The organism is Paraburkholderia sp. SOS3 (genome assembly GCF_001922345.1).
Taxonomy (GTDB): domain Bacteria; phylum Pseudomonadota; class Gammaproteobacteria; order Burkholderiales; family Burkholderiaceae; genus Paraburkholderia.
On record NZ_CP018811.1, the window covers coordinates 4,367,940 to 4,394,132 of the forward strand.

At 59.8% G+C, this 26,193-nt stretch carries 17 protein-coding genes; 13 read left to right on the top strand and 4 right to left on the bottom strand.

What is annotated here, in order from left to right; translation table 11 throughout:
- Nucleotides 1-38 precede the first annotated feature (38 nt).
- Nucleotides 39-275, top strand: a complete 237-nt coding sequence (locus BTO02_RS19520; RefSeq protein WP_075158407.1) for a DUF2442 domain-containing protein — start codon at nucleotides 39-41, stop codon at nucleotides 273-275.
- An 80-nt stretch (nucleotides 276-355) separates the two neighbouring features.
- Here the strand turns inward: BTO02_RS19520 and BTO02_RS19525 are convergent, their stop codons facing one another.
- The gene (locus tag BTO02_RS19525; RefSeq protein WP_075158408.1) at nucleotides 356-784 is read right to left on the bottom strand and encodes a response regulator; all 429 of its coding nucleotides are present in this window, start codon (nucleotides 782-784) and stop codon (nucleotides 356-358) included.
- Between the two features lie 222 nt (nucleotides 785-1,006).
- On the opposite strand from BTO02_RS19525, the gene BTO02_RS19530 reads away from it, so the two are divergent.
- The 4 genes from BTO02_RS19530 (at nucleotide 1,007) to BTO02_RS19550 (ending at nucleotide 5,205) form a co-directional block, all read left to right on the top strand.
- Nucleotides 1,007-1,195 carry a CsbD family protein gene (locus tag BTO02_RS19530; protein WP_075158409.1) on the top strand — a complete coding sequence of 63 codons (189 nt, stop codon included), beginning with the start codon at nucleotides 1,007-1,009 and terminating at the stop codon, nucleotides 1,193-1,195.
- 635 nt (nucleotides 1,196-1,830) lie between these two features.
- Entirely contained in the window at nucleotides 1,831-2,505 is a 675-nt protein-coding gene (locus BTO02_RS19540; RefSeq protein WP_075158410.1) for a heavy metal response regulator transcription factor, read from the top strand.
- A complete protein-coding gene (locus tag BTO02_RS19545; protein WP_232243398.1) occupies nucleotides 2,502-3,995 on the top strand; it encodes a heavy metal sensor histidine kinase in 1,494 nt (497 codons plus the stop codon). Before BTO02_RS19540 ends, BTO02_RS19545 begins: the two co-directional genes overlap by 4 nt.
- 82 nt (nucleotides 3,996-4,077) lie before the next feature.
- Entirely contained in the window at nucleotides 4,078-5,205 is a 1,128-nt protein-coding gene (locus BTO02_RS19550; protein ID WP_083615181.1) for a helix-turn-helix domain-containing protein, read from the top strand.
- 73 nt (nucleotides 5,206-5,278) lie between these two features.
- Here BTO02_RS19550 and BTO02_RS19555 read toward each other — a convergent pair whose 3' ends face one another.
- Complete coding sequence (locus tag BTO02_RS19555) at nucleotides 5,279-6,694, bottom strand: amidase (protein ID WP_075158412.1); 1,416 nt, start codon at nucleotides 6,692-6,694, stop codon at nucleotides 5,279-5,281.
- Nucleotides 6,684-6,908, bottom strand: a complete 225-nt coding sequence (locus BTO02_RS19560; protein ID WP_156883858.1) for a hypothetical protein — start codon at nucleotides 6,906-6,908, stop codon at nucleotides 6,684-6,686. Before BTO02_RS19560 ends, BTO02_RS19555 begins: the two co-directional genes overlap by 11 nt.
- 302 nt (nucleotides 6,909-7,210) lie before the next feature.
- Here BTO02_RS19560 and BTO02_RS19565 point away from each other — a divergent pair, with 302 nt between their 5' ends.
- The 5 genes from BTO02_RS19565 to BTO02_RS19585 all read left to right on the top strand — a co-directional run bounded on the left by BTO02_RS19565 (nucleotide 7,211) and on the right by BTO02_RS19585 (nucleotide 13,499).
- Entirely contained in the window at nucleotides 7,211-8,440 is a 1,230-nt protein-coding gene (locus tag BTO02_RS19565; protein WP_075158414.1) for an urea ABC transporter substrate-binding protein, read from the top strand.
- Between the two features lie 62 nt (nucleotides 8,441-8,502).
- Nucleotides 8,503-9,345 (top strand): ABC transporter permease subunit, encoded by an 843-nt coding sequence (locus BTO02_RS19570; protein WP_198039163.1) that lies wholly within the window; start codon nucleotides 8,503-8,505, stop codon nucleotides 9,343-9,345.
- A 14-nt stretch (nucleotides 9,346-9,359) separates the two neighbouring features.
- The gene (locus BTO02_RS19575) at nucleotides 9,360-11,177 is read left to right on the top strand and encodes an ABC transporter permease subunit (RefSeq protein WP_075158416.1); all 1,818 of its coding nucleotides are present in this window, start codon (nucleotides 9,360-9,362) and stop codon (nucleotides 11,175-11,177) included.
- Nucleotides 11,167-11,874, top strand: coding sequence for an ABC transporter ATP-binding protein (locus BTO02_RS19580; protein WP_083615269.1), 708 nt, complete (start codon nucleotides 11,167-11,169; stop codon nucleotides 11,872-11,874). Before BTO02_RS19575 ends, BTO02_RS19580 begins: the two co-directional genes overlap by 11 nt.
- A 2-nt stretch (nucleotides 11,875-11,876) precedes the next feature.
- A complete protein-coding gene (locus tag BTO02_RS19585) occupies nucleotides 11,877-13,499 on the top strand; it encodes an acyl-CoA synthetase (protein ID WP_075158417.1) in 1,623 nt (540 codons plus the stop codon).
- A gap of 357 nt (nucleotides 13,500-13,856) precedes the next feature.
- Here BTO02_RS19585 and BTO02_RS19590 read toward each other — a convergent pair whose 3' ends face one another.
- Complete coding sequence (locus BTO02_RS19590) at nucleotides 13,857-14,414, bottom strand: hypothetical protein (RefSeq protein WP_075158418.1); 558 nt, start codon at nucleotides 14,412-14,414, stop codon at nucleotides 13,857-13,859.
- A gap of 828 nt (nucleotides 14,415-15,242) precedes the next feature.
- On the opposite strand from BTO02_RS19590, the gene BTO02_RS19595 reads away from it, so the two are divergent.
- The 3 genes from BTO02_RS19595 (at nucleotide 15,243) to rmuC (ending at nucleotide 25,954) form a co-directional block, all read left to right on the top strand.
- Complete coding sequence (locus tag BTO02_RS19595; protein ID WP_075158419.1) at nucleotides 15,243-21,851, top strand: DUF3320 domain-containing protein; 6,609 nt, start codon at nucleotides 15,243-15,245, stop codon at nucleotides 21,849-21,851.
- A 79-nt stretch (nucleotides 21,852-21,930) separates the two neighbouring features.
- Nucleotides 21,931-23,649, top strand: coding sequence for a DUF4236 domain-containing protein (locus BTO02_RS19600; RefSeq protein WP_075158420.1), 1,719 nt, complete (start codon nucleotides 21,931-21,933; stop codon nucleotides 23,647-23,649).
- A 376-nt stretch (nucleotides 23,650-24,025) separates the two neighbouring features.
- On the top strand, nucleotides 24,026-25,954 hold the full coding sequence (gene rmuC / locus BTO02_RS19605; RefSeq protein WP_075159022.1) for a DNA recombination protein RmuC: 1,929 nt from the start codon (nucleotides 24,026-24,028) through the stop codon (nucleotides 25,952-25,954).
- Nucleotides 25,955-26,193 lie beyond the last annotated feature (239 nt).

A 26,193-nucleotide genomic window follows, 5' to 3' on the forward strand; every position in this document is an offset into this window, starting at 1 on the left:
GTGAAGGGCGAGTAGAGAGTTTTCTTCAGGAGCGAGCCATGTATGCCGATGCAGTCGATGTGAGCTTCGATAGCGCGCACTTGTTTCTGCGGCTGTCCGACGGGCGGGATATCGAGTTCCCGCTGCGCTGGTTTCCGGTGCTGGAAGCCGCGACGTCCGACGAGCGCGAGCACTTCGCGATTTCGCTGGACCGGCAGCAGTTGTACTGGCCTGAACTCGACGAAGATATGAGCGTGCCGGCCTTGCTGCTGTCGTTGCCGGACACGCGACACTGATCGAGTGCGCTTGAATGAGCCCGAGCGAGCGCGAGTGACCCCGAGTGCGCTTGGAGCGCGAACTAGCCGCTCGAACCGCGTCAGCCCGGTTTCGGCTCGCCCTTCAGATGGCGCCGGGCGACTCTCCAGTTCGTCGGGGAATGGCGCGCGTCGCGTTTTGCGCATGCGCGCTCGGCGCGGTGCAGCACTTTCAGAAGCCTGGCATACCGTAATGGCTTGCGCAAAAAACTGAAGACGCGAATGCGCGGCGGCAATGCGCCGTTGAAAGCGAGGATGACCGGCACGGAAGCAAGTACAGGGTCTTTGCGCATTTCGCGCACGAGCGCGGGACCGGAAAGGCCTGGCGTGCGCGTATCGGAGATCAGGACATCGGGACGGCTCGCGCGCGCCAGATCGAGCGCGTCGCTGCCGTTGGTGGCCGTGCGGACCACATAGCCCTCCGCGGCGATCAGCAGGCCGAGGGTACTCAGCACGCTCGCATCGGCATCGACAATAAGGATGTCTGCCATATTGCCCTCCGTACTCTTTTCCGATTTTAGCAAGCGCCATTCCAATCGCGACAGTTTTATGCGTCGCTGCGCGGCATCGCGTACAGGCCGATTGACGAAAGCGCGGCGATCCGTCTTTTGCTGCCATGCACAAAGCAACACTCGTATGCGCCGCGCGTGTCAGGCTCGCTTCATGCTGCTGTATCGCTGGCGACGCCTTGTCGTCTCAAAGGAGGGTTCATCATGAATAAGGATCAGGTGAAGGGCACTGTTGAGAAGGTGAAGGGCAAGGCCAACGAGGCAATCGGCCGCGCGACGGACAATCCGGCCCGGGAGCTGAAGGGCGACGTGCAACAGGAAGTCGGCCAGACCCGCAAGGACGTCGGCGACATGAAGGAAGCCGTCAAGGACTCCCAGAAGCGCAAGCACTAAAGCAAGTTCGTTCAGGCTGACGGGCCGGAACACGGTCCGCAGGCCACGAGGGCGCCTTTACACAGGCGCCCTCGGTCGTTATCGACCGCCTCTTTGGCCGCCATCGGCCGCCTCGTTGCCCGCCCTCACCCGCCTCACTCGCCCTGGCCCGCCCTCACTCGCCTTTGCCGCTTTGCCTTTACCGGCCGCCTAAGCAGCTTCGTCATTTTTTTGTAATGATCGGGTAACGGCCCGGTCCGGGTCTGCTCCCTAGACTGGCACCACGTCTCACTCCTTTGCAATAACGTGATCCGGTTCAGACGACCAGCCATGCGTATCTCTTCGTCCCGTTCGATCGGGCGCGCGCTCGCTGCCGGCGCAGCCGCCGACCTGCCGCGCATGCAAGCGCAGTTCGAAGCGCACGCACGGATGCCGACCTCGGCCACCGCTTTCACTGCTTTCACCGCGCAGATTCCCGATCCGGCATGGAAGAACAAGCCGGTCTGGTATATGGTCGCGAAGGCGGACATGATCATCAACCCGGACCTCGAACGGATCGATGCGGCCCGCGCGGCTGCGCAGACCGTTGAAATCGACGGCACGACGCGCGCCGGCCCAAGCTCAAGATTCACGCGGAAACATCGACGGTACACGAAATGCGAATTCTGGTCATCGAAGACGAAGCAAAAACCGGCGACTATCTGCAGAACGGGCTCACCGAAGCCGGGTATGTGGTCGACGTGGCGAACAACGGCATCGACGGCCTGCACCTCGCGCAGGAAACGCGTTACGACCTGATCCTGCTCGACGTGATGATGCCGGAGATGGACGGCTGGACCGTCATGAAAAAGCTCGGCGCGCGCACCGACACACCGGTGCTGTTCCTCAGCGCGCGCGGCACGCTCGAAGACCGGTTGAAGGGCCTCGATCTCGGCGCCGACGATTACCTCGTCAAGCCGTTTTCGTTTGCCGAACTGCTCGCGCGCATCCGCATCATCTTGCGGCGCGGGCAGCCGCAAAAGCAGGAAGAGTTGCTGACGCTCGGCGACCTGCGCGTCGATGTGCCGAAGCGCCGCGTCGAGCGCAACGGCACGCGCATCTCGCTCACCAACAAGGAATTCAACCTGCTGCAGTTCTTCATGCAGAACCAGGGGCAGGTGCTGTCGCGCGCGCTGATCGCCTCGCGCGTGTGGGACATGAACTTCGACAGCGATACCAACGTCGTGGACGTCGCCGTGCGCCGGCTGCGGCAAAAAATCGACGAGCCGTTCGAGCGGCGCCTCATTCATACGGTGCATGGGGTCGGCTATCGCTGCGAGGACGAATCGTGAAACGCATCTCGCTGACCACACGGCTCGCGCTGCTGTTTGCGCTGATTGCGTTTGGCGCGATGGCGATCGTCGGTTTCGTGCTGTACCGGCAACTCGAAGCGCAACTCGTGGTGCGCGACGACGGCGCGCTCGTCACGCGCGTCGATCAGATCCGCACGCTGATGCACGACGTCGACGTACGCGATCTGATCCGCGAAAAGCCGCAGCTCTTCGCGAATATGCTCGGCAATACCGAGTCGCTGCTCGTCGTGCGCATGCAGGACGGCACGCCGCTCATCACGGTCAATCCGGGTCACACGGCCGTGCCCGACGTCAAGCCGGTGCCGGCCGGCGCCGCACTGTCGCTGTCGGCCGTCCATCACACGACACAGGACGACGGCACGCCGTTCATCTATGTCGCGGCCGCCGCGCAGGGCGCGGCCGGACAGCGCGATCTGCAGATCATCTCGGGGCGGCTCATGGCCGAGCGCACGAAAATGCTGGCCGACTATCGCGATCAGATTCTGCTCTTCGCGTCGTTCGCGGCGCTGCTGGCCGCGCTGCTCGCGTACGGCCTCGCGCGCCGCGGCATGAATCCGCTGCGACGCCTTGCCACCGAGACCGCCTCGATCGGCATGGGCAATCTGTCGACGCGCATCGAACAGCGCGACGCGCCGCCCGAACTCGACGCGCTGATCGGTGCATTCAACGCGATGCTCGACCGGCTCGAACGCGGTTTCACGCAGTTGAAACAGGTGTCCGCCGATATGGCGCACGACCTGCGCACGCCGATCGGCAATCTGCTCGGGCAAACCGAAGTGGGATTGGGCCAGACGCGCGACATCGCCTACTACCAGCGGCTGCTCGGCTCGAACTTCGAGGAACTGCAACGGATGTCGAAAATGATCGACAACATGCTGTTCCTCGCGCGCGCCGAACATGCCGATCATGCGATCGAACGCAAGGCGCTGCCGGTCCCCGAAGAGTTCACGCGCATCGTCGAATACTTCGAAGACCTGGCCGACGACCGCGGCGTGCGCATCGAGTCGCACGGCAACGGCACGGTGTTCGCCGATCCGCTGCTGCTGCGGCGCGCGCTCGGCAATCTGCTCGCCAACGCGGTTCGCTACGCGCAGCCCGGCTCGGCGATTTCAATGACGGCCGAAGCACGCGCGGACGGCGTCGCGCTGCACGTGGAGAACCGCGGCCCGACCATTCCGCCGCATCATCTCGAGCGGCTCTTCGACCGGTTTTATCGCGCCGACGCGTCGCGGCAGCGGTCTTCGGAATCGAGCGGGCTGGGGCTTTCGATCGTGCGCAGCATCATGCAATTGCATGGCGGCAGCTGGCTCGCTCAGAGCGAGGCGGGCGTGACGCGGTTTACGCTGGTATTTCCGCAGCCAACCCATGCCGTAGCCGACCCCGCCGGCAGCGACGCGGCGACGGACCCGCGCACCGCACCGCCGTCCGTCCCGCCCTCGCAATCGCAATCGCAATCGCCGGCAGGCTGATTTCACGAAGCTTTTCGGCGCCACCGCGCGCTGCACGTCTGGCACCCGTCACCGTATCTTGCACTGGCGAATTTGGCGGTCTATGGTGGCGCCGGACCCATCGCGCGCTCAACTCCCACGCAATGCTGCATCGCACCGCAACTGTCGGCGCAAACCCTCATTGTCACGCTGGTCCAAGGCAGATAACTCTACTCGTCAGTTTAACCAGGGCCTCGGACGTCGACGGGCCGATTCAGGAGCTGCGATGCGATACGTGTTTTCTACCTCCGCGGTCGCGGCGCCGGATCGTTTCGATTACTGGCGAGACGTCGTGTGCAGCCATTGCATTCCGGCGGCGAGCGACTCCCCGCATCGAAACCAGTTTGACGCCGACATCATCGGACGGTCGATCGGCGCGCTGCACGTCGCGAAGATGAGCGGCCCCGAGCATCAATGGGTGCGGGATTTCAACAACATTCGAACCGGACCGGAAACGAACCTTTGGCTTTCGTATCTCGAGCATGGCGTCGCCTACCTCGAACAGAACGGCCGAAGAGTCGTGCAGCAAGCGGGTGACGTTCTGCTCTACGACGCGGCGCGTCCGTTCAGCTATACGATCGCGCCGGAATCGTTCTTCATTCTGCGTATTCCGCGAGACCTCCTGCTTCGTCGCACGGCGCGCGCGGAACACGTGGTCGCTACGTCGCTTGGACCCGGCACCGGCTTTCGGGCCGTGTTAGGCGCCATGGTCAAGGAAGCATGCGAATCGAAAGAGCTCAATCAGTCCGCTCACGCCGAGTCGCGCGTGGCGAGCGCGATCCTCGATCTCGTCAGCGCAATCATCGAAATTCATCAAGGCGACGTGCCCGCCGCGTCTTCTCAGGCAGCGCTGTACCACAAGGCAATCGCATTCATCGAGGAGAACATCGAATACGTCGGCCTCGACGTGGACCACATCGCGACTTCGATGCATGTGTCGACGCGTACCTTAGCGCGTGCTTTCGCAGGACAGGCGACCACCCCGATGAAATCGATCTGGCAGAAGCGGCTCGAGGCCAGCTATTGCGCGCTGCGCGGAGGGACGGTCAAGAACGTCACGGAAGCAGCGATGACTTACGGATTCTGCGACGTTTCTCACTTCAGCCGCTCGTTTAAAAAGAGCTACGGTGTGACGCCTCAGAGCGTCCTGTTGCGCACCCAAAGGCCTACTTCAGTGTTGATCGACAAGTAGCCGTGGTTCGAGCGGCAGCACAACCGCTGCGCCGCGCATCCGAAGCTGCGATGCGCCGCGGCCGTCGCCATGCTCACGGCAGGTCGGGACGTCGAGTGTGGAAATCGGTCGCGCACTGAAACGCGTGGCCCACCGAAAACAGGTGCGACTCAGTGAAAGGCGCGCCGATAATCTGCATGCCGACCGGCAGCCCGCCGGAATCGAACCCGCACGGAACGTTGAGCGAAGGTAGACCCGTCAGGCTCGCCACGCCCGTAAATTGCATGATGGCCGAGAGCATGTCTTCTTCCACGCCGTTTTCGATGACGACCGAGGTTTCACCGAGCGCCGTCGCGGTAAAAGGCAGCGTCGGACAAATAAAGACGTCCACACGCCTGAAGGCTTCGAGAAATTCGTTGCGCAGCAGGGACCGGTACCGCTGCGCCTGCAGATAATGAGTGGCCAGCAGCATCTCGCCCACCTCGAGCAACGTGCGAACGTCCTCGCCAAAATCGCCGGGCCTTTCGCGCAACGACTTCTGGTGATACGTGCTGGGCTCGGCCGATTCGATCGTCAGTTGCGCGGAGATGTTGCCTTCGATGTGCTTGATGTCGACTTCGACGAGATGAGCGCCTAGTGCTTCGAATGTCTTCAGCGCCTGCTCGACCGCGCGTTTCACGTCGGGCTGGATGTGACTGAAGAAATAGCGGGGGACGATACCGATGCGCAGCCCTCTGACACCCACGCTCATTCTCGATAAGTAATCGTCGACGGGTACCGAAGCCGTGGCGGGGTCGGTCGGATCAGAGCCGGCAATCGCGTTGAAAACCAGCGCGCAATCCTCCACGGTCCGCGTCATGGGCCCTGCCGTATCCATCGTCCAGGCAAGAGGCACGATGCCGGAATTGCTGACGCGTCCATACGTGGGCCGTAACCCCACCACGCCGTTGATCGCCGAAGGAAGCCGGATCGACCCGCCTGTGTCGGTACCGAGCGCGCCATAGCAAAGACCGGCGGCAACGGCGGCGCCCGACCCGCCACTCGACCCGGCCGGAAACTTGCCCGTATCCCATGGATTGCGCACGTGCCCGTAGTGCGGATTCGCGGAGGTGCCGCCCCAGGCGAACTCGTGCATGTTCGTCTTGCCGACGAATACGGCGCCGGCCTGTTTGAGCTTCGCGATGACCGTGGCGTCCTTGTCCGGGTGCCAGTCTTCGAGAATCCTGCTTCCGGCCGTCGTGCGTTCGCCGCGAATTCCGATGTTGTCCTTGATGCCCAAAGGAATGCCGTGCAGCGGACCCAGGTCGTACCCGGCCGACAACATCAGCTCCGCGGCAGCCGCCGCCTTTTTTGCCGATGCTTCGTTGACGGAAATGAAAGCGCGCAGCGTACCGTTGTGCTGCCCGATTGCCTGAAGTGACGATTCGAGAAGTTCGGTCGGGCTCACCTCGCCACGACGGATAAGCTTCGCGGCGGCCGCGATGGACAACCCCGACAGTTCACTCGCCATGTGGCACCTCGCCATGGTTGACCGTCTGCAGGATTCCCGTAATCGGCGTCACGTGTGCGAACTCCGGCGCACTCATTTTTGCCGACAACGCGTTGGCGTCCTTCAACCAGACGCCAAGAATCGGGCTGATGGCAGCGGTCCGGCTCCCGTCGAGAGGCAAATCCGACGCTTGCGCAATTGTCTTGACCAGCTGATCCACATTCGAATTGGACACTGCGTTCTCCTTCATGAGCGACGAGACGAGCGTAGCGCGCGCAAATTCCCCGCGCTTGTGCATGCGTGCCATGCGCGTGGAACAGCAGGGTCAACGCGCGGCATCAGCAATGACCCTGGTGTGGCGGACGGGGACTATTGCGTTGTCTTGGATATGCAAGCGGGCTACACGACGCCCTGTTAATTTCGCAGCATCACTTCCGTCGGTGCCCGTTTTCGCTCGCACTTGCGCATTCATGCGACTTCGCCGGGCAGGGTGACAAGCCGGCGACAGCAACCGTTCAACAAACCAGCGGAGCTTCCATGAGTCGAATACTTTCCTGGCTGGCAGCTATTTGCCTGCTGTCCCTCGCGCAAACTCCAGCGACAGCGGCGGACAAGGAGCCCATCACGGTCGGAAGCATTCTCGATGAAACGGGAGGGCTCAACGTCTACGGCAAGTCGATGGCGGACGCCACGAAGCTTGCCATTCAGTCCATCAACGAATCGGGCGGCGTGCTCGGCCGCCCCCTGAAGCTCGTCATGTACGACGCGCAGTCCGACAACGCCAAATACACGACCTACGCGAATCAGCTTGTTCTCCGCGATAAGGTATCGGTCGTCATGGGCGGCATCACGAGCGCGTCGCGGGAAGCGATCCGGCCCGTCGCAGACCGCTACAAAACGCTCTACTTCTACAACGAGCAATATGAAGGCGGCGTGTGCGACAAGAATGCTTTCCTGACGGGCATCGTGCCTTCCCAGCAGATCGCGCCGCTGGTCGACTGGGCCATCAGGAACGGCAAGAAGAAGTTCTACGTTCTGGCGGCTGACTACAACTACGGTCATATCTCGGCCGACTGGGTCAAGCAGTACGTCGCGAAGGCCGGCGGCACCGTGATCGGAACCGACTTTATCCCGCTCGACGTGAGCGAGTTCGGTTCGGTCATCTCGAAGCTTCAGGAGGCGAAGCCCGACGTCGTCCTTTCGCTGCTCGTGGGCGGCAATCACATCGCCTTCTATCGACAGTTCGCAGCGGCGGGATTGTCGAGCCGCATGCAGATCGTCTCAGCGACGTTCGGCCTCGGAAACGAGCAGGTCGTTCTCAGCCCTAAGGAAGCGAGCGGCATCGTCGTCGCGTTTCCGTACTTCCAGGAACTCGGCGGCGCGGACAACGACACGTTTCGCGCAGCCTGGAAGAAGGCGTACGGCGATCACTACCCGTACATCACGGATAGCGCGGTCGCGGTCTGGAACGGCTGGCATTTGTGGGCCATGGCCGTCGCAAAGGCGGGCAGCACGGACCGCGACAAGGTCATCGGCGCGCTCGAGAGCGGCATCGCGTTCGACAGTCCTTCGGGCAAGGTGTCGATGGACGCCGGCACGCACCATCTCGTGCAGAACGTGCATATCGCCCGCGCAAACGAAACTCACGGCTTCACGGTAATCGGCGAGCAACAGGCGGTTGCCCCGAGCTACGAGCGCAGCGTGTGCGACCTGAAAGCCCGTCCCAACACGGCCCGCCAGTTCACGCCTTCCGCCGGCGCGAACTGAATGACTGACCGCCTCGGACGAACCTGAAGATGGAAGCCTCAACCTTGGGCTGGATAGTCAATATGGCTGTGTCCGTCGGACTCAGCATCGCGATTCTCGTGCTGGTCTCGCTCGGTCTATCCGTTCTGTTCGGGATGATGGGCATCATCAATCTGGCCCACGGCGAGTTCCTGATGTTCGGCGCTTTTGCGACGCTGGCAGGTGTCAGGAGCGGTCTCCCGCTGCCGCTCGCGATGATCCTCGCGACTGCGGTCGTCGCCGCGTACGGATGGGTCGTGGAACGCGTGCTGATCCGCCACCTGTACGGGCGCCTCGCGGACAGCATGCTTGCGACGTGGGGGCTGAGCCTGATCATGTCCCAGGTCGCGGTTTACGTATTCGGGCCGACGACGCAAGGCATTCCGACTCCCGGCGGCAGCCTCCGGGTAGGCGGATACTCGGTCTCCGTTTATTCGATCGTGCTTGTTGTTGCGGCGCTCGCGCTGCTTGCGATCGTCTATGCGGTCTTCACGCGAACGAAGTATGGCGTGATGGCGCGAGCAGCGGTTCAGCGGCCACAGATGGCTTCGGCCATCGGCATCGACCCGCGGCGTATCAACGCATTGACCTTCATGTTCGGCGCGGGCCTCGCCGGTGCCGCCGGCGCGCTGCTGGCGCCCATGGTCGGCGTGATGCCGACCATGGGCGAAGCCTACATCGCGCGCGCGTTCATGACCGTGGTCGTGGGGGGTTCCGGAGTTCTCACGGGCGCGGCGGCAGCGTCGGTCCTGCTGGGCGGCATCGAGAACGTCATTTCGTATCTCTCGACTCCGTTCTTCGGGCAAGCGGCTTTGCTCATCCTCGCCATTTGCCTGGTACGGGTGATGCCAACCGGCATTTCCGGTCGCTTGCGACGCAAGCTTTGAGCGGACGCCGACCCATGAAACTATCGAACGGCAATTTGAGGCTACGGCTCGTCGCGTGTGCCGCGGTCGCGGTGATTTGCCTCGTTCTCGGCGTTGTCATGCCCGAGTTCGCGGTCATGCAGGCGACAAGCTGGGTGCTCTATGGCCTGCTCGCGGTCAGCCTGACACTCGTTTGGGGCCATGGCGGAATATTCAGCTTCGGGCAAGGCGCGTTCTTCGGCATCGGCGCGTACGCCTACAGCCTTGCTGCCATCAACTTCCTGCCCGTCACGAACGAGACTTTCTCCGCGGTGGCGCTCGCCATCGTGGCCGCGGCAGCCGTGGCGGCTATCGTCGGGTACTTCATCTTCTATGGGAACGTCGGCGACGTCTACGTCGGCATCATCACGTTGGCGATGACGCTCGTTTTCTTCACCGTGCTGTCGAGCACGGCCGACCCCAAGTACCACATCGGCGCAGCGCAACTCGGAGGCTACAACGGCATCTCGGCCGTCCCTCCGCTCACACTGCCGTTCGGCGATGGCGGAACGGCGCTGACGGTGGTGCAGTCGTATGCGCTCGTTGTCGTGGTGTGCGCATTGATCGTCGCGCTGCTTTACGTGCTTCTGAGGCGCCCCTTTGGCCGGGTTCTTACCGCGTTGCGCCAGAACGAGTTGCGCACCCAGCTGCTCGCCTACGACGTTCGTCTGCGAAAGCTGATCGTGTTCACCGCGGGCGGAGCAATCGCCGGCGTTGCCGGCGCGCTGTACGCGTCATGGGCCATGTTCATCAGCCCGGGCGTGTTCGGACTATCGCTTGCGGCTCAGGTCGTGATCTGGGTGCTCGTCGGCGGCCGCGTTTCGTTTGCGGGAGCGTTCGTCGGCGCGCTGCTGGTGCAGTCGGCATCGTTCGCACTGGGCGGCGGCGCCGGTGACGCGACGCCGATCGTGCTCGGCGCCGTGCTGATCGCAGTGGTTCTGTTTCTGCCGATGGGTGTCGTTCCCACCCTCGCGAATGGCTTCGCGTCGAGACATGAAAAAAAGCTTGCTCGAACGAGCCTCGCCGCGCAAGCCGAATCGCGCGAGCCGCGACTCGGCGAATTGCCGTTTCTGAGCGAATCGCGCGGCGCCGCGCTTATCGCGAACGGACTCGAGAAGCGCTTCGGTGGCGTAAAAGCGGTACAGGAAGCGACCATCGAGTTCGGGCAGCGCGGCGTTCATTGCCTGATCGGGCCAAACGGCGCCGGCAAAAGCACCTTCTTCAATCTGCTTGTCGGTCGTTTTCCGCCCAGTCGCGGCGCAATCGAGCTCGAAGGCCGCCCCATCACTCACATGAAGTCGCACGACAGAGTGCGCAGCGGGCTCGGCATCAAGCTTCAGGTGGCCAGCATTTTCAACGACCTGTCCGTACGCGAAAACCTCTGGCTGGCAGCGTTCGGACGTCTGAGGCATGCGAGGTCCGCGGACCGCCGGACTCAGGAGCTGATCGACTGGCTGGGATTGAACGAACGTGCTGACGACAGCGCCGGATTGCTGTCGCATGGTCAGAAGCAATGGCTGGAAATCGCCATGGTCGTCGCGACGGAACCGTCGGTTGTCCTGCTCGATGAACCGACAGCGGGCATGACGAGAGAAGAGACTTCACGCATGGCCGCGATGGTGCGACTGCTGGGGCGTTCGGTCTCGGTCATCGTGGTCGAGCACGACATGGAATTCGTGCGCGCGCTCGATGTTCCCGTGACGGTGTTTCATCAGGGGCAGGTCTTTGCTTCGGGGTCGCTCGATGAATTGCGCCGTGACGAACGAATCCTGGACATATACCTGGGTCGACATGGACAAGAGCATGCTGCTTGAAATATCGAACCTCCACGCCGGCTATGGGAAAACTTCGGTCCTGCACGGCTTGGACCTCAAGCTCGAACCGGGACAGATGGTTTCCATTCTCGGCCGCAACGGCGTCGGCAAGACTACCCTGCTGCGCGCGATAGCGGGCGCGATTGCGGTGCAGCAGGGCGACATATCGTTCGACGGCAGTTCGCTGAAAGGCATGGAGATGCATCGGCGCGCGCGTAAAGGCATCGCCTACGTGCCGCAGGGCCGCGACATCTTTCCTTCGCTGTCCGTTATCGACAACCTGAAGGCCGCGGCCTTTGGCACGAAGCGGCCGGACTGGCGCGAGGCCATCGACGGCCTGTTCGCCTGGTTTCCCATGCTTCGCGAGAAAGCCGATGCGCGCGGCGACTCGCTCAGCGGCGGACAACAACAGATCCTCGCTCTCGCGCGGGCGCTGATCACGCGCCCTTCGCTGCTGCTGCTCGACGAGCCCTCCGAAGGCATACAACCGTCGATCGTCGACCAGATAGCCGAGACGGTGCGCGACATCAACCGGCGGGACGGCATTGCCGTCATCGTCGTCGAGCAGAATCTCGAATTCGTCTCACGGATGGGCGCGCATTGTCGACTCGTCGACAAAGGGCGTATCGTATTCGAATGCGAGCCTGAACGAATCATGAACGACGCCGACTTGCAACGACAGTATCTAGGAGTGTGAATATGTTGCGCGGAAGCCCCAGCTACGAAGACGAGATTCGTCGTTTCCGTTGGGAGATCCCGGAGCGTTACAACATAGGCGTCGACGTCTGCGACAAGTGGGCCGACGTGGAACCGGAGCGAATTGCCCTCGTTCACGAACACAGAGACGCAAGCGTCGTACACGTGACTTTCGGGGAACTGCGCCGGTGCAGTAATCAGGCGGCGAACTGCCTGAAAGCGCGTGGTGTGGCGAGAGGAAGCCGCGTCGCGATCCTTCTTGCGCAGTCTCCACAAACTGCCATCGCGCACATTGCGGCTTTCAAGGTCGGCGCCATTTCGGTCCCGCTGTTCTCGCTGTTTGGCGAGGAGGCGCTCGAATATCGACTGAAAGACAGCGGCGCAAGCGTGCTTGTCACGGATGCAGCCGGCGTGAAAAAGATCGCGGCTATCCGGGACCGGCTACCCGATTTGCGGTCGATACTCGTTACCGAGCCAGTTGAAGACTCGATTATCGAAATCGAGGATTTCGACTCGGCGCTCGATGCCGAGCCGCACGCCTATGAACCGGTCGCGACACTCGCGGAAGACCCGGCCACCATCATCTATACGTCGGGCACCACGGGCAAGCCGAAGGGCGCGTTACATGCGCATCGCGTGTTGCTGGGCCATCTTCCCGGCGTGGAGATGTCACACGGCGGCACGGTGAGCCGGGGCGACATCTTCTGGACCCCTGCCGATTGGGCGTGGATTGGCGGTCTGCTGGATTTGCTGCTGCCGGCGCTTCATCACGGGGCCACCGTCGTGTCACACCGGTTCGAGAAGTTCAATGCCGCGGCGGCATTCGACCTGATGAGCCGTCACCGGGTCACGCATGTGTTTTTGCCGCCGACGGCGCTCAAGATGCTGCGCGTGGAGAAATCGCCGCGCGAGCGATGGGACCTGCGGCTTCGGTCCATCGCGAGCGGCGGGGAATCGTTGGGCGCCGAGCTGCTCAACTGGGGGAAGACGGCGCTCAACGCGACCATCAACGAGTTTTACGGCCAGACCGAATGCAACATGGTTGTGTCGTCCTGCGGCAACTGGTTCGAGCCTCGTCCCGGAGCGATCGGACGCGCCGCGCCGGGCCACGACGTGCAGATCGTGGACGACCACGGCGACGTGGTTCCGGTTGATCAGATCGGCAATATCGCGATCCGGTCGCCCGATCCGGTCATGTTTCTCGGCTATTGGAACAACCCGTCGGCCACCGCCGGTAAGTTCGCGGGAGACTTCCTGCTGACGGGGGATCTGGGCCGCATGGACGCGGATGGATTCATCGACTACGTCGGCCGCAACGACGACGTCATTACGAGCGCGGGCTACCGTATCGGGCCCGGGCCTATCGAGGACTGTTTGCTTGGGCACCCGGCCGTGCGATTGGTGGCTGTGGTCGGGGTGCCGGATGCGGAACGCACGGAGATCGTGAAAGCGTATGTCGTGCTGGCGGACGGGTTCTCGGCTAATGATGCGCTGACGAGGGAACTGCAGGACCACGTGCGCACGCGTCTCGCGGCGCATGAGTATCCGCGGGTTATTGAATATAGGGAGTCGCTTCCGATGACTTCGACCGGGAAGCTGATTCGGCGGGAGTTGCGCAACGGATGAGGGAGTGCGTTTCCATTCCTGGCAATATTCAGTAGATCCGCTTAAGCGAACGGCCGACGGCCTATTTTGCTATCTCAGCCAGCCTTCCGTAGCAAGCCGCGCGATTGCGCGATTTCACCCACGACAGGCGTTGGACTCGCAGGTGTGTGCGGCTTCCAAAAGTCTAGACCGACTTTCGCAAGCAAGTGAGGCGGTACGGCAGCATAAAGCGACCGCGGATGCTGGACCGGTTGCTCGCAACTACTTTTCATGGACCCCACAGAATGTTTCCAATGTATTGCGGCGCGCGCGTCCGTGAATTATTTCAGCGCGGCCGAAAAGAGAAGCGTTGCCCTATAACATCCAACGCGTTAAATGCTAAAGCACTGCGTTAAGCAGCCACGCCCCATCTTGATTGATAAACTCATAGGTGAGGGCCTGACTTTCTCCACTTTCGGGACTGTAATAGACGGCTCGAAATCGGAACGAGTTCAGCGACTTTTGCGTCCACGAGTCAGTGCGAAGGACCGTCAAACAACGGTTTTTAGGGGCGTACTTCATGTTCGTCCAAGGAGACGGAATCCATCCGTTGCCGAGCTGCGCTGACGTATACATACTCAATACGCGGGAGTCATTCCATTCGTGATAACACGATGCCTTGGACATCACCGCAACCAGAACAGGCTGCGCTGAATTCACCTGATTCCTAAAGGCCGCGTCCCGTGCGCCTAGCGACGCAGACACCGCACTGCGCAACTGCTGCTGTTGTTCGGTTGATAGACTCGGTCCGAGGAAGGCTGGCGTTCCATTTGCATTTGGCGCCAACGCCCGATTCATCTGCGCCAGACCATTGTTGAAACTCTGCAAGTCGGCGGTAGTACACGCCGCGAGCGCCAGGGTTCCTGCCACGGTCGCCAGACGGAAAGTGATGGTCATGCTAACCCTTGTGGTGATTGGAAATCGACCACGGAGATAACGACTCAAGGTCATTCATTCTTTAGGGTTTGAGAATCGGGGCTGTACACACACCTATGAACGTGCCAAGTGCCGCCATCAGCTTGACAAGCACCGCGTCGGTAAAACCAATGCACGTTGCATCATTCCCGTCTACGAACTCTACGGAAATCATCTAGAGCGGGAACACCTAGAGCGACGGGCACTCCACGTTCGAACTGCTTTTGCAGATTCTCGTCGGTCGAAAGCAAACGTTTGATAATGGTGCCGGCTTTCACTCCACGCAACTTCACCGGTTTGCCACTGAACATTAGTGGCGTCAAGGAATACCTTCGATATTAGAGGTTCATCTTCATCTCTTGAAACGGTGCATATGAAGGCATAGGATTCAGGCATACTTCAGCGCAGTTGGCAGATGCACCGTGGGTGACAGAAATAAAGCGCTGGCGAGAGACCTAATCCGCATATCGACTCGTTCATCGCGACAACAACTAGTTGATGCGAGTTGCATCGTGCTGTGCGCGTCGAGAGCAGTGCGCCTTTCGGACGAAAGACGATGTGACGGCTCTCGCGCGGTCGCTTGGCGCACTGACCAGAGAATGCCACTGCGACAAGGATGGTAGTCGTTGTATGGCAACCCAGTCTTACGCGTCCTTCATTGTGAACTAACTTTCCTGCTTTGCCATACTCCGGAGTGTCCGGCTTCAGCAATGTCCGCTCGAACCAGCGACGGTTCGAGATAAGTAAGCGTCGAAAGCACACCACGGCTAGAACGGGAAATCGCTTACAGAGCGAATATAGGAAAAACAGATGGACCAGACCATATCGGAGCCAGCGAGTACGCCAGAAGAGCGTCATGCCGTGGAAATTCAAGCCACGCTCACAAGCAAAGTTAACCTCGCGGATTTTCAGAACGCAATCCCGGTGCTCCGGGAGCTCTCCGTTGCAAACGAAACGGATAGCGACGTCAAGTCTTTGCGGCTAAATGTGTCCTCGGAGCCGTCGTTCTTCAAAACGAGGACATGGCACATCGACCACATCGGCGCGGGCAAGGCTGCACGCATCAATGACCTCGACCTATCGCTGGATGGCCCGCTCCTTGGCCGGCTGACAGAAGCAGAAAAGGCAAGCGTCAAGTTCCAGCTGACGACCGGGTTAGATGCTCCAACCGAGCTTGCATCTTCTGAAGCGACTGTCGAACTGCTTCCTCGCAACCAGTGGGGAGGCCTGTCATCGCTTCCGGACATGGTTGCAGCGTTTGTCCAACCAAATGAACCCGCGATTGAACGTGTCTTGAAGAAGGCGGCGGAGGTCCTTCACAAGGCGGGCAAGCCTGGCGCGATAAACGGGTATCAGGAGGGAGCGCGCCGAGCGTGGGAGTTGGCGTCAGCAATCTGGAATGCAATCGGTTCAATGGGCATCGACTACGCTCTGCCGCCGGCGAGCTTCGAACAGACGGGGCAGAAAGTCCGTAGCCCGAGCCAAATTGCAGATTCCGGGCTCGCGACATGCCTTGACCTTGCGCTGTTCGCATGTGCAGCTCTCGAGCAAGCTGGACTCAATCCGTTGCTAATCTTCACGGAAGGACATGCTTTCCCCGGGGTCTGGCTGAAGTCGGAGGAGTTTTCGACTTCCGTGGTAGACGACGTAACCGCATTGCGTAAGCGGATAAAGCTCAAAGAACTGGTCCTTTTTGAGTCGACCTTGTTGACGCAGCGTCCCTTTCCAGCGTTCAGTTTCGCTATCGCAAACGGCGAGGAGCAGATTTCCGAAGAAAGGGAGCGAGCGTTCCATCTGGCCATTGATATCCGGCGTGCGCGCCTTCAACGAATCAAGCCACTTGCAAGTGAGCAGGTCATCGCGAGAGGCGAAGTCGGAACCGCGTCCATCAACATGGAAGCAACTCTCGAAACTGCTCCAGTTTTACCAGAGGACCTGGACGATTCCGAAGTAGAAAAAGCAGAAGAGCGCCCGGAGGACCGTCTTACCCGTTGGCAGCGCAAGCTGCTAGACCTGTCTTTGCGTAACAATCTGCTTAGCTTCAAGGGTGGGAAGAAATCATTAAAGCTCGACGCGCCGGACCCGGGAAAACTCGAGGACCTGCTTGCAGAAGGCCATGCCATCAAGTTGCTGACTCGTCCTGACCTCATGGATGGACGTGACCCTCGCAACCAAGCAATTCATGAAGGTCGCGAGCACGAAAATATTCGCCGTGCGCATGCACTGGAGGCCCTGACGCGCAAGGAGGTCTTCATTGGCTTGTCGGATGACGAGATGGATTCCCGGTTGGTCGAACTTTATCGGTCTTCCCGGGCCTCCTTGCAGGAGGGCGGCTCGAATACCTTGTATCTCGCGCTCGGTTTTCTGTCATGGACACGGGAAGCAAAGGATGACAAGAAGTTTCGCGCCCCCCTTATCCTGATACCCGTGTCGCTTGAGCGTCGCAGCGCGCGTTCCGGCTTCAGTCTGAAGTTGCACGATGATGAGCCCCGGTTCAATCCGACGCTCATCGAGATGCTCCGTCAGGATTTTGAGCTTGAGCTCGGGGTCAACGACGGAGAATTGCCCCAAGACGAGTCTGGGCTCGACGTAGCAGGCATCTGGAAGACGGTGTCGAGTGCCATCAAGGACATCAAAGGCTGGGAGGTCGCGGAGGACGTTGTACTCGCGACTTTCTCCTTCGCGAAATACTTGATGTGGAAAGACCTGACCGAGCACACTGAGCAACTCAAGCAGAATCCGGTCGTGCGTCACCTTATTGAGACGCCCCGCGACTCGTATCAAAGCACGATTGAGTTTCCCAATGCTCGCAAGCTCGACGTTGACCTTCAGGTCAAGAATACATTCTGCCCGTTACCTGCGGACTCATCTCAACTCTCGGCGGTCGTAGCGGGCAGTAAGGGAAAGGACTTCGTCCTCATTGGTCCGCCCGGAACGGGCAAGAGCCAGACCATTTCGAATCTCATCGCGCAGTGTCTTGCGGAAAGAAAGCGTGTCCTCTTTGTTTCAGAAAAGATGGCCGCGCTCGACGTAGTGTATCGACGCCTCGCAGATGTCGGTCTTGGCAACTTCTGCCTCGAACTGCACTCGAGCAAGGCGCGAAAGACGCAAGTGCTGGAACAGCTTCGTCATTCCTGGGACGCGGCAGCAGTGATGGCACCAGACGAATGGCATGCGGAAGCGGCACGTCTTGAAGCGCTGCGCACCCAGCTAAATGGTTATGTTGAGCGTTTGCATCGCCGTTACCCCAACGGCTTGTGTGTGTATGAGGCCATTGGCAAGGTGGTTGTGGGGCAAGATTTGCCGGTCCTTCAACTATCGTGGGCATCCGCGCAGGTGCACGATGCTGCCACTGTGCGTCAATTACGCGAGGCGGCGGAATTGCTTGACGTGCACGCCAAGGTGGTAGGCGAAGGCCAGCTTACGTCAAGCCCTCTTGCGCATGTCGCCCAGACTGAGTGGTCGCCCCGCTGGCAATCCGAATTGCTGGAAACCGCTCGAGCTGTTGGACCGACGGTCAGTCGAATTGAGACGGCAGCGCAAGCGCTGGAGGCCGCCATTGGTTTGCCTGCACTTTCACTCGAATCACGTGCTCGAGACGGTTTGCGGCTGATGGCGGCGACGTTGCCCGCAGCTTCAGGCCACGACTGGCGTTTTGCTCTGCGCCCTGATGCGAAGGCGATAGCAGAGGGTTTGCGCGCCGCGACGCCTCTGGTCGAACGGCATCGGGAATTGCGTGCATCATTGTCAGCTCCGCTGGGCAACCAGTTTCTGGAGGACCTGCGGCTGGGCATCGCGCAGCTCGCACGCTACCAAGAGCTGCAATCCCAGTTGGGCCAACCGTGGAACGAAGGTTTGCGTTCCAGGCTCACGACGGGTATTGAACTGCTGGGAAAGCGCCACGAATTGCTCGGTCAGCTAACCCTTCCTTATAAGGATGCAATTCCCACTTCGACGACTCAGCAATTGCAACAGGATTGGCGTGAATTGCAGAATTCGTCATGGCCGATGGCCGTGCTACGCCGGCGCGCCCTGGCAAAAAAACTGAAGGCGCTAGCATCCGGCGGTGGAGAGCCTGATATTGGTGCTGACATCGAGCGTCTCGCCACGATTGACGCGCTGCTAGCTGAAATCAAGTCCCTGGATGACCTGTCGTTACCGACTTCCGGTGCGTGGTCTGGTGTGAACACGGAGTTGGACGTTGCACGGGCCTCTCTAGGTTTCCAGGCAGCACTCGAGCAGGCGCGAGTCAGAGCTGAATGGGAAGACGTAGGTCTTGACCCAGTGGGCCGGGGTCAGTGCGGCGACACCGCAAGGAATGACCTGCAGCGCATGCGAGAGTTACGTCAGATTGACCAGGTCATAAACCGACTTTCTCCGCTTGGTGCGGAAACCGGCGACGTCTGGCGTGGCTATGAGACCGACCTGGGTGTCGCGAAAGCATATGTTGTTTTTCAGATGGCGCTCGCGGCTGCAGTGTCGGACCGCTCGTGGATTGACGAGGGCTTTGGCGTCATTGAGCGGGGGCAAGCTGGCGTTGCTGCAACTGAAGACCTCAAGAAAATGCGTGAACTGGTTTCGCTTGATGGTCGTCTAAAGTCGTTCGACGACTTGTCTTCGAAAACCAATGGGCTCTGGAATGGTTTGCAGACCAAGACAGAGGGCGTCGAGCCGGCCGTACGCTTCTTCGAGGCGCTCTCGGCTGCGCTTGCGGCCATGGCAACTACTCCTGAGGCGCTTGCCGCAGTGAAGAGCCCCATTGCCCTCCTGCTTGGAGACAGCAATGTGCTCCTTGAGCCGACCGGTACGATTGCTGACACAGGCCGAGCCTATGCAGACGCACTGCAGACCTTTGATGCCGCCGTCGCACGCTTTACCGTCGCCAGCGGATTACCTGAGTCGGACACTACGACCCTTGGAGCCCTCCTGCCAGTAGAAGTGGCCAGGCGCGCCAAAAATGTGCTCGATACGTCCAACCGGTTGAATGCATGGTGTGCGTGGCGCAAGACCCGTGCGCATGCGTGCGCGTTGGGCCTGGCACCGCTTGTTGCAGGCCTTGAGCAGGGCTGCGTGGCGCTCGGCAGGGTGAAAGATACTTTCGAGACTGACTATTGCCGCTGGTGGTTAAATGCAGCTGTCGACACTGACGAGGTACTACGTACTTTCGTTTCTGCTGAACATGAAAAACGCATCCGGGACTTCCGGGAACTCGACGAGCGTTTCATTGACCTCACCCAGGCGTGGGTGCGCGCGCAGTTATCCGCAGGACATCCGTCACCGGACCACGTGACACGCGGTTCCGAATGGGGTCTGCTCCGATACGAGATGCAGAAGAAAACGCGTCACCTACCGCTCAGGGAGCTGATGTCACAAGCCTCAACCGCGGTAATGCGTCTGACGCCGTGCCTGCTCATGAGTCCCCTGTCTATCGCACAGTATCTGCCGGCGGCGACAGCGAACTTTGACGTTGTCATTTTCGACGAGGCTTCGCAGATTCCGGTATGGGACGCCATCGGGGCGATGGCCCGAGCGAGGCAAGTCGTCATGGTCGGCGACCCGAAACAGCTTCCGCCCACAAGCTTTTTCGACCGCGCGGGGTCCGACCTTGACGACACAGATGTCGAAGTCGAGCTTGAGAGCATTCTGGAGGAATGCATCGGCGCCAACCTCCCGACCATGAAGCTGTCCTGGCACTATCGTAGCCGGCATGAGAGCCTGATAGCGTTCTCGAACCACCGCTACTACGACGGCGACCTCGTGACATTCCCGAGCCCCGTTACAAACGACCGTGCGGTGAGCTTTAACCTCGTGTCAGGTGGTCAATACGAGCGCGGCGCTTCCCGAACCAACAAGCCCGAAGCAAAGGCGTTGATCGCTGACCTCGTTACTCGGATAAAGTCACCCGGTTTCAGGGAAAGCGGGCAGACCATTGGGGTCGTGACGTTCAACTCCGAGCAGCAATCGCTCATTGAGGACTTGCTGGATGAGGAGCGCCGACAGGACCCGTCAATAGAGTCACACTTCCTCGATACGCAACTCGAACCTGTCTTCGTCAAAAACCTGGAGAGCGTTCAGGGCGACGAGCGTGACATCATGTACTTCTCCATCACGTATGGTCCAGGCATCGACGGCACGATGCCAATGAACTTCGGTCCGATGAACCAACAGGGTGGTGAACGACGTCTCAACGTCGCAATCACACGAGCTCGGCAAGAGCTCCGCGTATTTTGCAGCTTCCGCCCGGAACAGATGGACCTATCGAGAACGCAAGCCCTCGGCGTGCGCGACCTGAAGCACTTCCTGGAATTCGCCGACCGTGGCGCTCGCGCGTTGGGCGAAGCCGTTGCTGGCAGCGTCGGTGATTTTGAGAGCCCCTTTGAAAAGGCAGTGGCTCGCGCGCTCACCGAAAAGGGGTGGACGTTGCATTCGCAGGTCGGCGTCTCTGCGTTCCGTATCGACCTTGGGGTGGTTGACCCGGACGCACCGGGCCGATACCTCGTTGGCATCGAATGCGACGGTGCTACGTATCATCGCTCCGCGACAGCACGTGACCGGGACAAACTTCGAGAACAGGTTTTGCGTGGTTTAGGGTGGGACATACTGCGCATATGGTCAACGGGCTGGTGGATTGACGCACCGGGCACGGCTGAAGCTGTCCATCTTCAACTGGAAAACCTGTTGAATGAACGGAGAGCGCAAGCTGCGACGTTAGCAGCAGAACAAGAGGCGGCGAAACTGGCTCAGGAAGCAATCGTTGACGCCGCACAAAGCTCGCGAGACAAGGCGCAGGGCGAGACGGATAAAGGCACAGGCCATATGGCCGGGGACGAATCGAGAGCTAGCTCAAACTTATCCGCAACCTATTCCAGCAACGCCGCGGTAGCACCAGCCAACTTGCCCGCTGAGGGTCGGTTTATCGAGGTGGACCTTGTAGTTGCTGGATTTGAAGTCGACAGCGATGCGTTCTTCGACGTCACATACAACCCGAAACTGCTTCGCATGATTGACCACGTGGTCACTGTGGAGGGGCCAGTGCGCGACGAAGTGCTCGCCCGACGGATTGCACGAGCTCATGGTTGGGTGCGTACGGGAGGACGGATACAAGAGCGGGTCAACCGTTTGGCCACTCAACACTACAAGAGTGATGCCGAAGATATCGGGACTTTCTTTCGGTTAAAGGCAGACGGTGACGCCATAGGCTTCAGGCGCCCTGCTGATGGCACGGCACGCTCAGTCGACGAGATTTCACTCACCGAACTTAAGGCTCTTGCAATTGAGATGCTACAGGCGGGTCACGACAACGAGTCTGGTGTCACTGCAATGGCGCGAGAAATTGGCCTACGCAAATTGACCGCGGTTAGTAAGGTGCGGCTGGAGCGAGCCTGGTCAAGCGCATTGGGCGGGACGTCGGCCCAGTGAACCGGAGAGGTCGAAAACGTCAGGGGCCGCTGTGCTCCACGGGCACGCGGCAGCAATCGATGACTACACGGGGACAAAAATGGGATGGGGCTTCAGAAAAAGCATAAAAATCGCGCCGGGCCTTCGCGTAAATCTGAGCAAGAGTGGAATCAGCACGTCCATAGGCGGCAAAGGATTGACGTACAACACTCGCGGAAGGGTCACTGCGAGCATTCCGGGTACGGGAATCCGTTTCACGCACAGCATGAAAGCGAGGCGCACGGCAAATCCGGTTCGGTCTGTAGTTGCGGGCAGCAGTCGTATCGATTCAACGACCACTGACCGACTCTCGAAAAGAGAGCAGGCTGCACGCGACTTCGTCGCCCAGGTTCAGTCGCGTACTACCGATGCACTTTTGCAGTACCTCCTCTCGCATGGAGTGTATGTTCGGCGCGATGAGCTTTCTGAGGCAGTAACGCTCGAAGAGCATCAAGGATTTCTCGAGACGTTGAACCGGGAGTTTGATGCGACCACGAAGTCCATCAAGCTTGCTGTTGACATCGGGTCGATATCGCTGGCGGAGAAAGAAAAGGCAATGCTGGCTGTCTACGAAATTGAACGGAAATGCTCAGCTAACCTCGGTGAGCGTGGACAGCTCGCGAGCGAAGCGGTCTCCCTCGCAAATGCCGTTGTCTTGTGGCCCAAGTCGCCGAATTTCGTTGCACCATTCCTTGCCGGTCTTTTGGGCTCGTTTTTCATTTTCTTGAACAGCTTCCCTATTGGACTGGTCTTCCTTGCCGTTGGCTTCGGATATGGACTTTTTAGCCTCAAGTCGTTCAGCAAGAAGAGGGCGGCCGCGATAGAGGCGTTTGAAGCAGCCAACGCGCGGTTCGATTCGCTGTTAGAGGTGGAGATATCGCCCCGTCCTGCTCTGGCAGAAGCCGACGACCTCATGCGGGAGAAAGCAATTGCCTTTGTAGTTCTGACTGTCGTAATAGCGGTGTTGGCCGGTTATCATCGGACACAGGACGGCCATCAGGAGGCGGCGGTGCCGTCTGGTACTGAAGCCATCGTCGCCTCTGCGGCCAACACGGTCGCCCAGGAGCAAGCTGGTTCGCAGCATCCCGACTTCAGTTGGCTCGTTGGGAAGTATCCCTCTGACGTCGCTACGGACAAGCGCTTCCGCGCGGCGTTCAATCACATTTCGCGCGCGGATTGGAAAAAGTTCGTAGACCGCCTCGCGGTCAACGATGCGGCTGGAATTCAGAGGAAAGACGGTTACATCGTCGGCGAAGGCTGCAAGGCGCACCTTTGCAACTCGGATAACGCCGCGTTCGTCATTAACGCGACTACGGGCAGGGGTGACATTGTCTTCAGGGAGACAGTTGATTACTCCTCCGGAAAAGCTGTCGTGAAGAGCGTCACTTGGAAAGACCTGCCTCTGGAGTCAACGCCGCTTGCGGACTGGATTCAGTCGAACAACAACGCGCCTATGTCGGCGGCACCAGTTTCGACGGCCCCTGTTTCAGCGCCCGCTACGCAGCAAACAAGCTTTGATTGCAGCAAAGCGCGGTCCGATGCTGAGCACCTCGTCTGCAACGACCCTGAACTCGCAGCAGATGACGTCGAACTGGCTTCCATTTATGCGAAGGCAAAGGCGGCTGCCACTGACCAGATTGCTTTCAAGGTGCGGACGCGAGCGGAGTGGAACTATCGAGAGCAGACGTGTCACGACCGCGAGTGTCTGGTGAGATGGTATGCGGACCAAAAAACCGCGCTTCAGCAGATTGCAGAGACTGGCAATGTTGCAGGTAATTAAGGCTGGTAACCGATAGTAGGAATCGTCTTATTGAGGTCATGCTGCCCGGCGTTGGACGTGGTTAAATCGAGCAGCATCGTAACTTGCGCAACCGTAGCCCCCAGTTAAAACAGCGCACAATTGTTGGCACCCGACGAATGGACCTTCGGATTTAACCCTGCGTGCGGAGTGCTGACCTCTACGGTAAGTCGGCGGTCGAGAATCTGCACCAAAACTTTACGCTTACTTGATGTCACGGCTTTGGGTACTAATGCTCTTGATTCCGCAACTTGTATGTTTTTTCATCGATATTTTCGCGCGTGCGGTTTTCCTAACCGATTTCATCGCGCTACATTGGCTTCCACATTTAACTTGAATGTTGTCGACGGGGGGTTTGATGGACCTGTTTGCTGGCTCAGCGATATTAGTGGTCGGTTTGGTCATTGGCGCAGTGATTGCATGGATGCTCGCTCGCAGCCGGAACGATATGCGGGTGCAGGCGGCGGTATCGCAGGCACAATCCGCTTCACAGGTTCAGGTCGCGCAGCTTGAGGAGCGGCTGCGAGCAACCACCGAGGACTTGCGACTCGCGCGTGAGGCGCGAGAGCAGCTTGAGCGCCAGGCAAAAGATACGCGCGACGAGCTGGACAGGGTGCGTGACGAACAGGCGAGGCTCGCAGAGCGCTCCTCCCGCGTTCCTGCGCTCGAGGCGGAAATTCTGAAACTTGGTGAGCAGGTGAGCACCGGCGCTGAGCAACTGAGGCAAGTCTCCACTAGTGAGGCGCAAAAGCAGCAATTGGTGGCTTCGCTCACTGAGCAGGTGAGCCAGCTTGAGTGCGAATCAAAGGAGGTGACGCACAAGCTTGGGCTGACGTCGACGTCTCTGCAGGAAGCGAACGAACGGAAGGCAGCGCTGGAGGAGCAGGTGTCGCGCATCCCCGAGCTTGAGCGCAGAATCAGCGAGACCGAAGAATTACTCTCCAGCGCCAATGGTCAGCTGACGGAGTTGCGCGAATCGAGTGGGCGCCAAAATAGCAAGCTGTCGGCTGAACTTGAGGCCGAGCGGCAGGCAGCAGCGCTAGTCCGAGACGACTTGGTTGACGTGAAAAACGCACGGGCTGCTGCTGAAGGTGAGGTTACACGCCTGAGCGATGAATTGACGGAACTACGCACGCGTACTGAGGGCGAGAGGCAGAACGCCGACGAGAAGCTGAATTTGCTCCTTCAAGCGAAGGAGACGCTCAGTGACCAGTTCAAAGCGCTCGCCACGGATATTCTGGAGGAAAAGTCGAAGCGCTTCGCCGAACAAAATCAGGCCAGTCTCGGATTATTGCTCGAGCCGCTGAAGACTAGGCTGACCGAATTCCAGGGGAAGGTCGAAGAGGTGTACGTGCAGGAAGGGAAGGACAGGTCAGCTCTTTCCGCACAGGTGCGCCAGTTGGTGGAGCTGAACCAGGCGCTCAGCCAGGACGCAAAAAACCTAACACTTGCTTTGAAAGGGTCGACCAAAACACAGGGCAACTGGGGCGAACTGATTCTCGAGCGGGTGCTGGAGGCTTCGGGCCTGCGAAAGGGGGATGAATACCATGTACAGGATAGCCAAGTCCGCGAGGATGGTTCCCGCGGGCAGCCAGACGTGGTGATTAACCTTCCCGAGGAGCGGAAGCTCGTTGTGGACTCAAAGGTGTCGCTGCTCGCCTACGAAAGATACGCATCCGCTGAAACCGACGAGGAAAGACTCGTCGCACTTCGACAACATGTCGATTCGATTCGGAACCACATCAAATCGCTCTCGGATAAGCAATATCAGGCTCTGTATGGCAAGTCTCTCGATTTTGTCCTAGCGTTCGTGCCCATCGAACCGGCGTTCATGCTGGCAGTAACGAATGACAATGAACTGTTCATGGATGCATGGCGCCGCAACGTGCTGCTCGTCAGTCCGTCAACCCTGCTGTTCGTCGTGCGCACGGTCGCACACCTTTGGCGACAGGAGGCTCAAAGTCGGAATGCACAGGATATCGCGCGACGTGGCGCAGAACTGTACGACAAGCTTTGTGGCTTTGTTGAAGACCTGCAGATGGTCGGGAATCGCTTGGGTCAAGCGCAAAAGGCCTACGACTCAGCGCACAGCAAGTTGGCAATCGGCAAGGGTAACGTTATTCGCCAAGCCGAAATGTTACGTGACATGGGTGTGAAGCCGTCGAAGGCGTTGCCGCAACCTTTGGTGGAGTCGGCATCTGCGGAAGAGCAGGTCATCGTTATACCGGCCGCATTGGTCGATGCTTCAGCTATCGTCAGGCAGGAACCAGACTCGCCAAACACGTAAAGGCCTTGTGATGTCGCGCGCGGTGCGCGTGGCGTTTGAAGCACGGCAGCGACTACCGCAAGTTCCATGACGCCGCGAGGAGCGAGCTCCTCGGCGTCCTTCTGGCAGACGTTCAAACTGACATCAGCGTGGCCGCTCGCGACCTTCAGATTTCTGACGCCAGTTTCGTGCGGCCACGCCGAGCGATGGACCGGGTTGCTTGCGCGCAATTGGTTTTGGAAGCAATGAGGGTGGGGAGC

Bases quoted from the DNA above. Each gene is read 5' to 3' on its own strand.
- BTO02_RS19520 (WP_075158407.1), top strand. From the start codon at position 39: ATGTATGCCGATGCAGTCGATGTGAGCTTCGATAGCGCGCACTTGTTT.
- BTO02_RS19525 (WP_075158408.1), bottom strand. From the start codon at position 784: ATGGCAGACATCCTTATTGTCGATGCCGATGCGAGCGTGCTGAGTACC.
- BTO02_RS19530 (WP_075158409.1), top strand. From the start codon at position 1,007: ATGAATAAGGATCAGGTGAAGGGCACTGTTGAGAAGGTGAAGGGCAAG.
- BTO02_RS19540 (WP_075158410.1), top strand. From the start codon at position 1,831: ATGCGAATTCTGGTCATCGAAGACGAAGCAAAAACCGGCGACTATCTG.
- BTO02_RS19550 (WP_083615181.1), top strand. From the start codon at position 4,078: ATGGTGGCGCCGGACCCATCGCGCGCTCAACTCCCACGCAATGCTGCA.
- BTO02_RS19555 (WP_075158412.1), bottom strand. From the start codon at position 6,694: ATGGCGAGTGAACTGTCGGGGTTGTCCATCGCGGCCGCCGCGAAGCTT.
- BTO02_RS19565 (WP_075158414.1), top strand. From the start codon at position 7,211: ATGAGTCGAATACTTTCCTGGCTGGCAGCTATTTGCCTGCTGTCCCTC.
- BTO02_RS19570 (WP_198039163.1), top strand. From the start codon at position 8,503: ATGGCTGTGTCCGTCGGACTCAGCATCGCGATTCTCGTGCTGGTCTCG.
- BTO02_RS19575 (WP_075158416.1), top strand. From the start codon at position 9,360: ATGAAACTATCGAACGGCAATTTGAGGCTACGGCTCGTCGCGTGTGCC.
- BTO02_RS19580 (WP_083615269.1), top strand. From the start codon at position 11,167: ATGCTGCTTGAAATATCGAACCTCCACGCCGGCTATGGGAAAACTTCG.
- BTO02_RS19585 (WP_075158417.1), top strand. From the start codon at position 11,877: ATGTTGCGCGGAAGCCCCAGCTACGAAGACGAGATTCGTCGTTTCCGT.
- BTO02_RS19590 (WP_075158418.1), bottom strand. From the start codon at position 14,414: ATGACCATCACTTTCCGTCTGGCGACCGTGGCAGGAACCCTGGCGCTC.
- BTO02_RS19595 (WP_075158419.1), top strand. From the start codon at position 15,243: ATGGACCAGACCATATCGGAGCCAGCGAGTACGCCAGAAGAGCGTCAT.
- BTO02_RS19600 (WP_075158420.1), top strand. From the start codon at position 21,931: ATGGGATGGGGCTTCAGAAAAAGCATAAAAATCGCGCCGGGCCTTCGC.
- rmuC (WP_075159022.1), top strand. From the start codon at position 24,026: ATGGACCTGTTTGCTGGCTCAGCGATATTAGTGGTCGGTTTGGTCATT.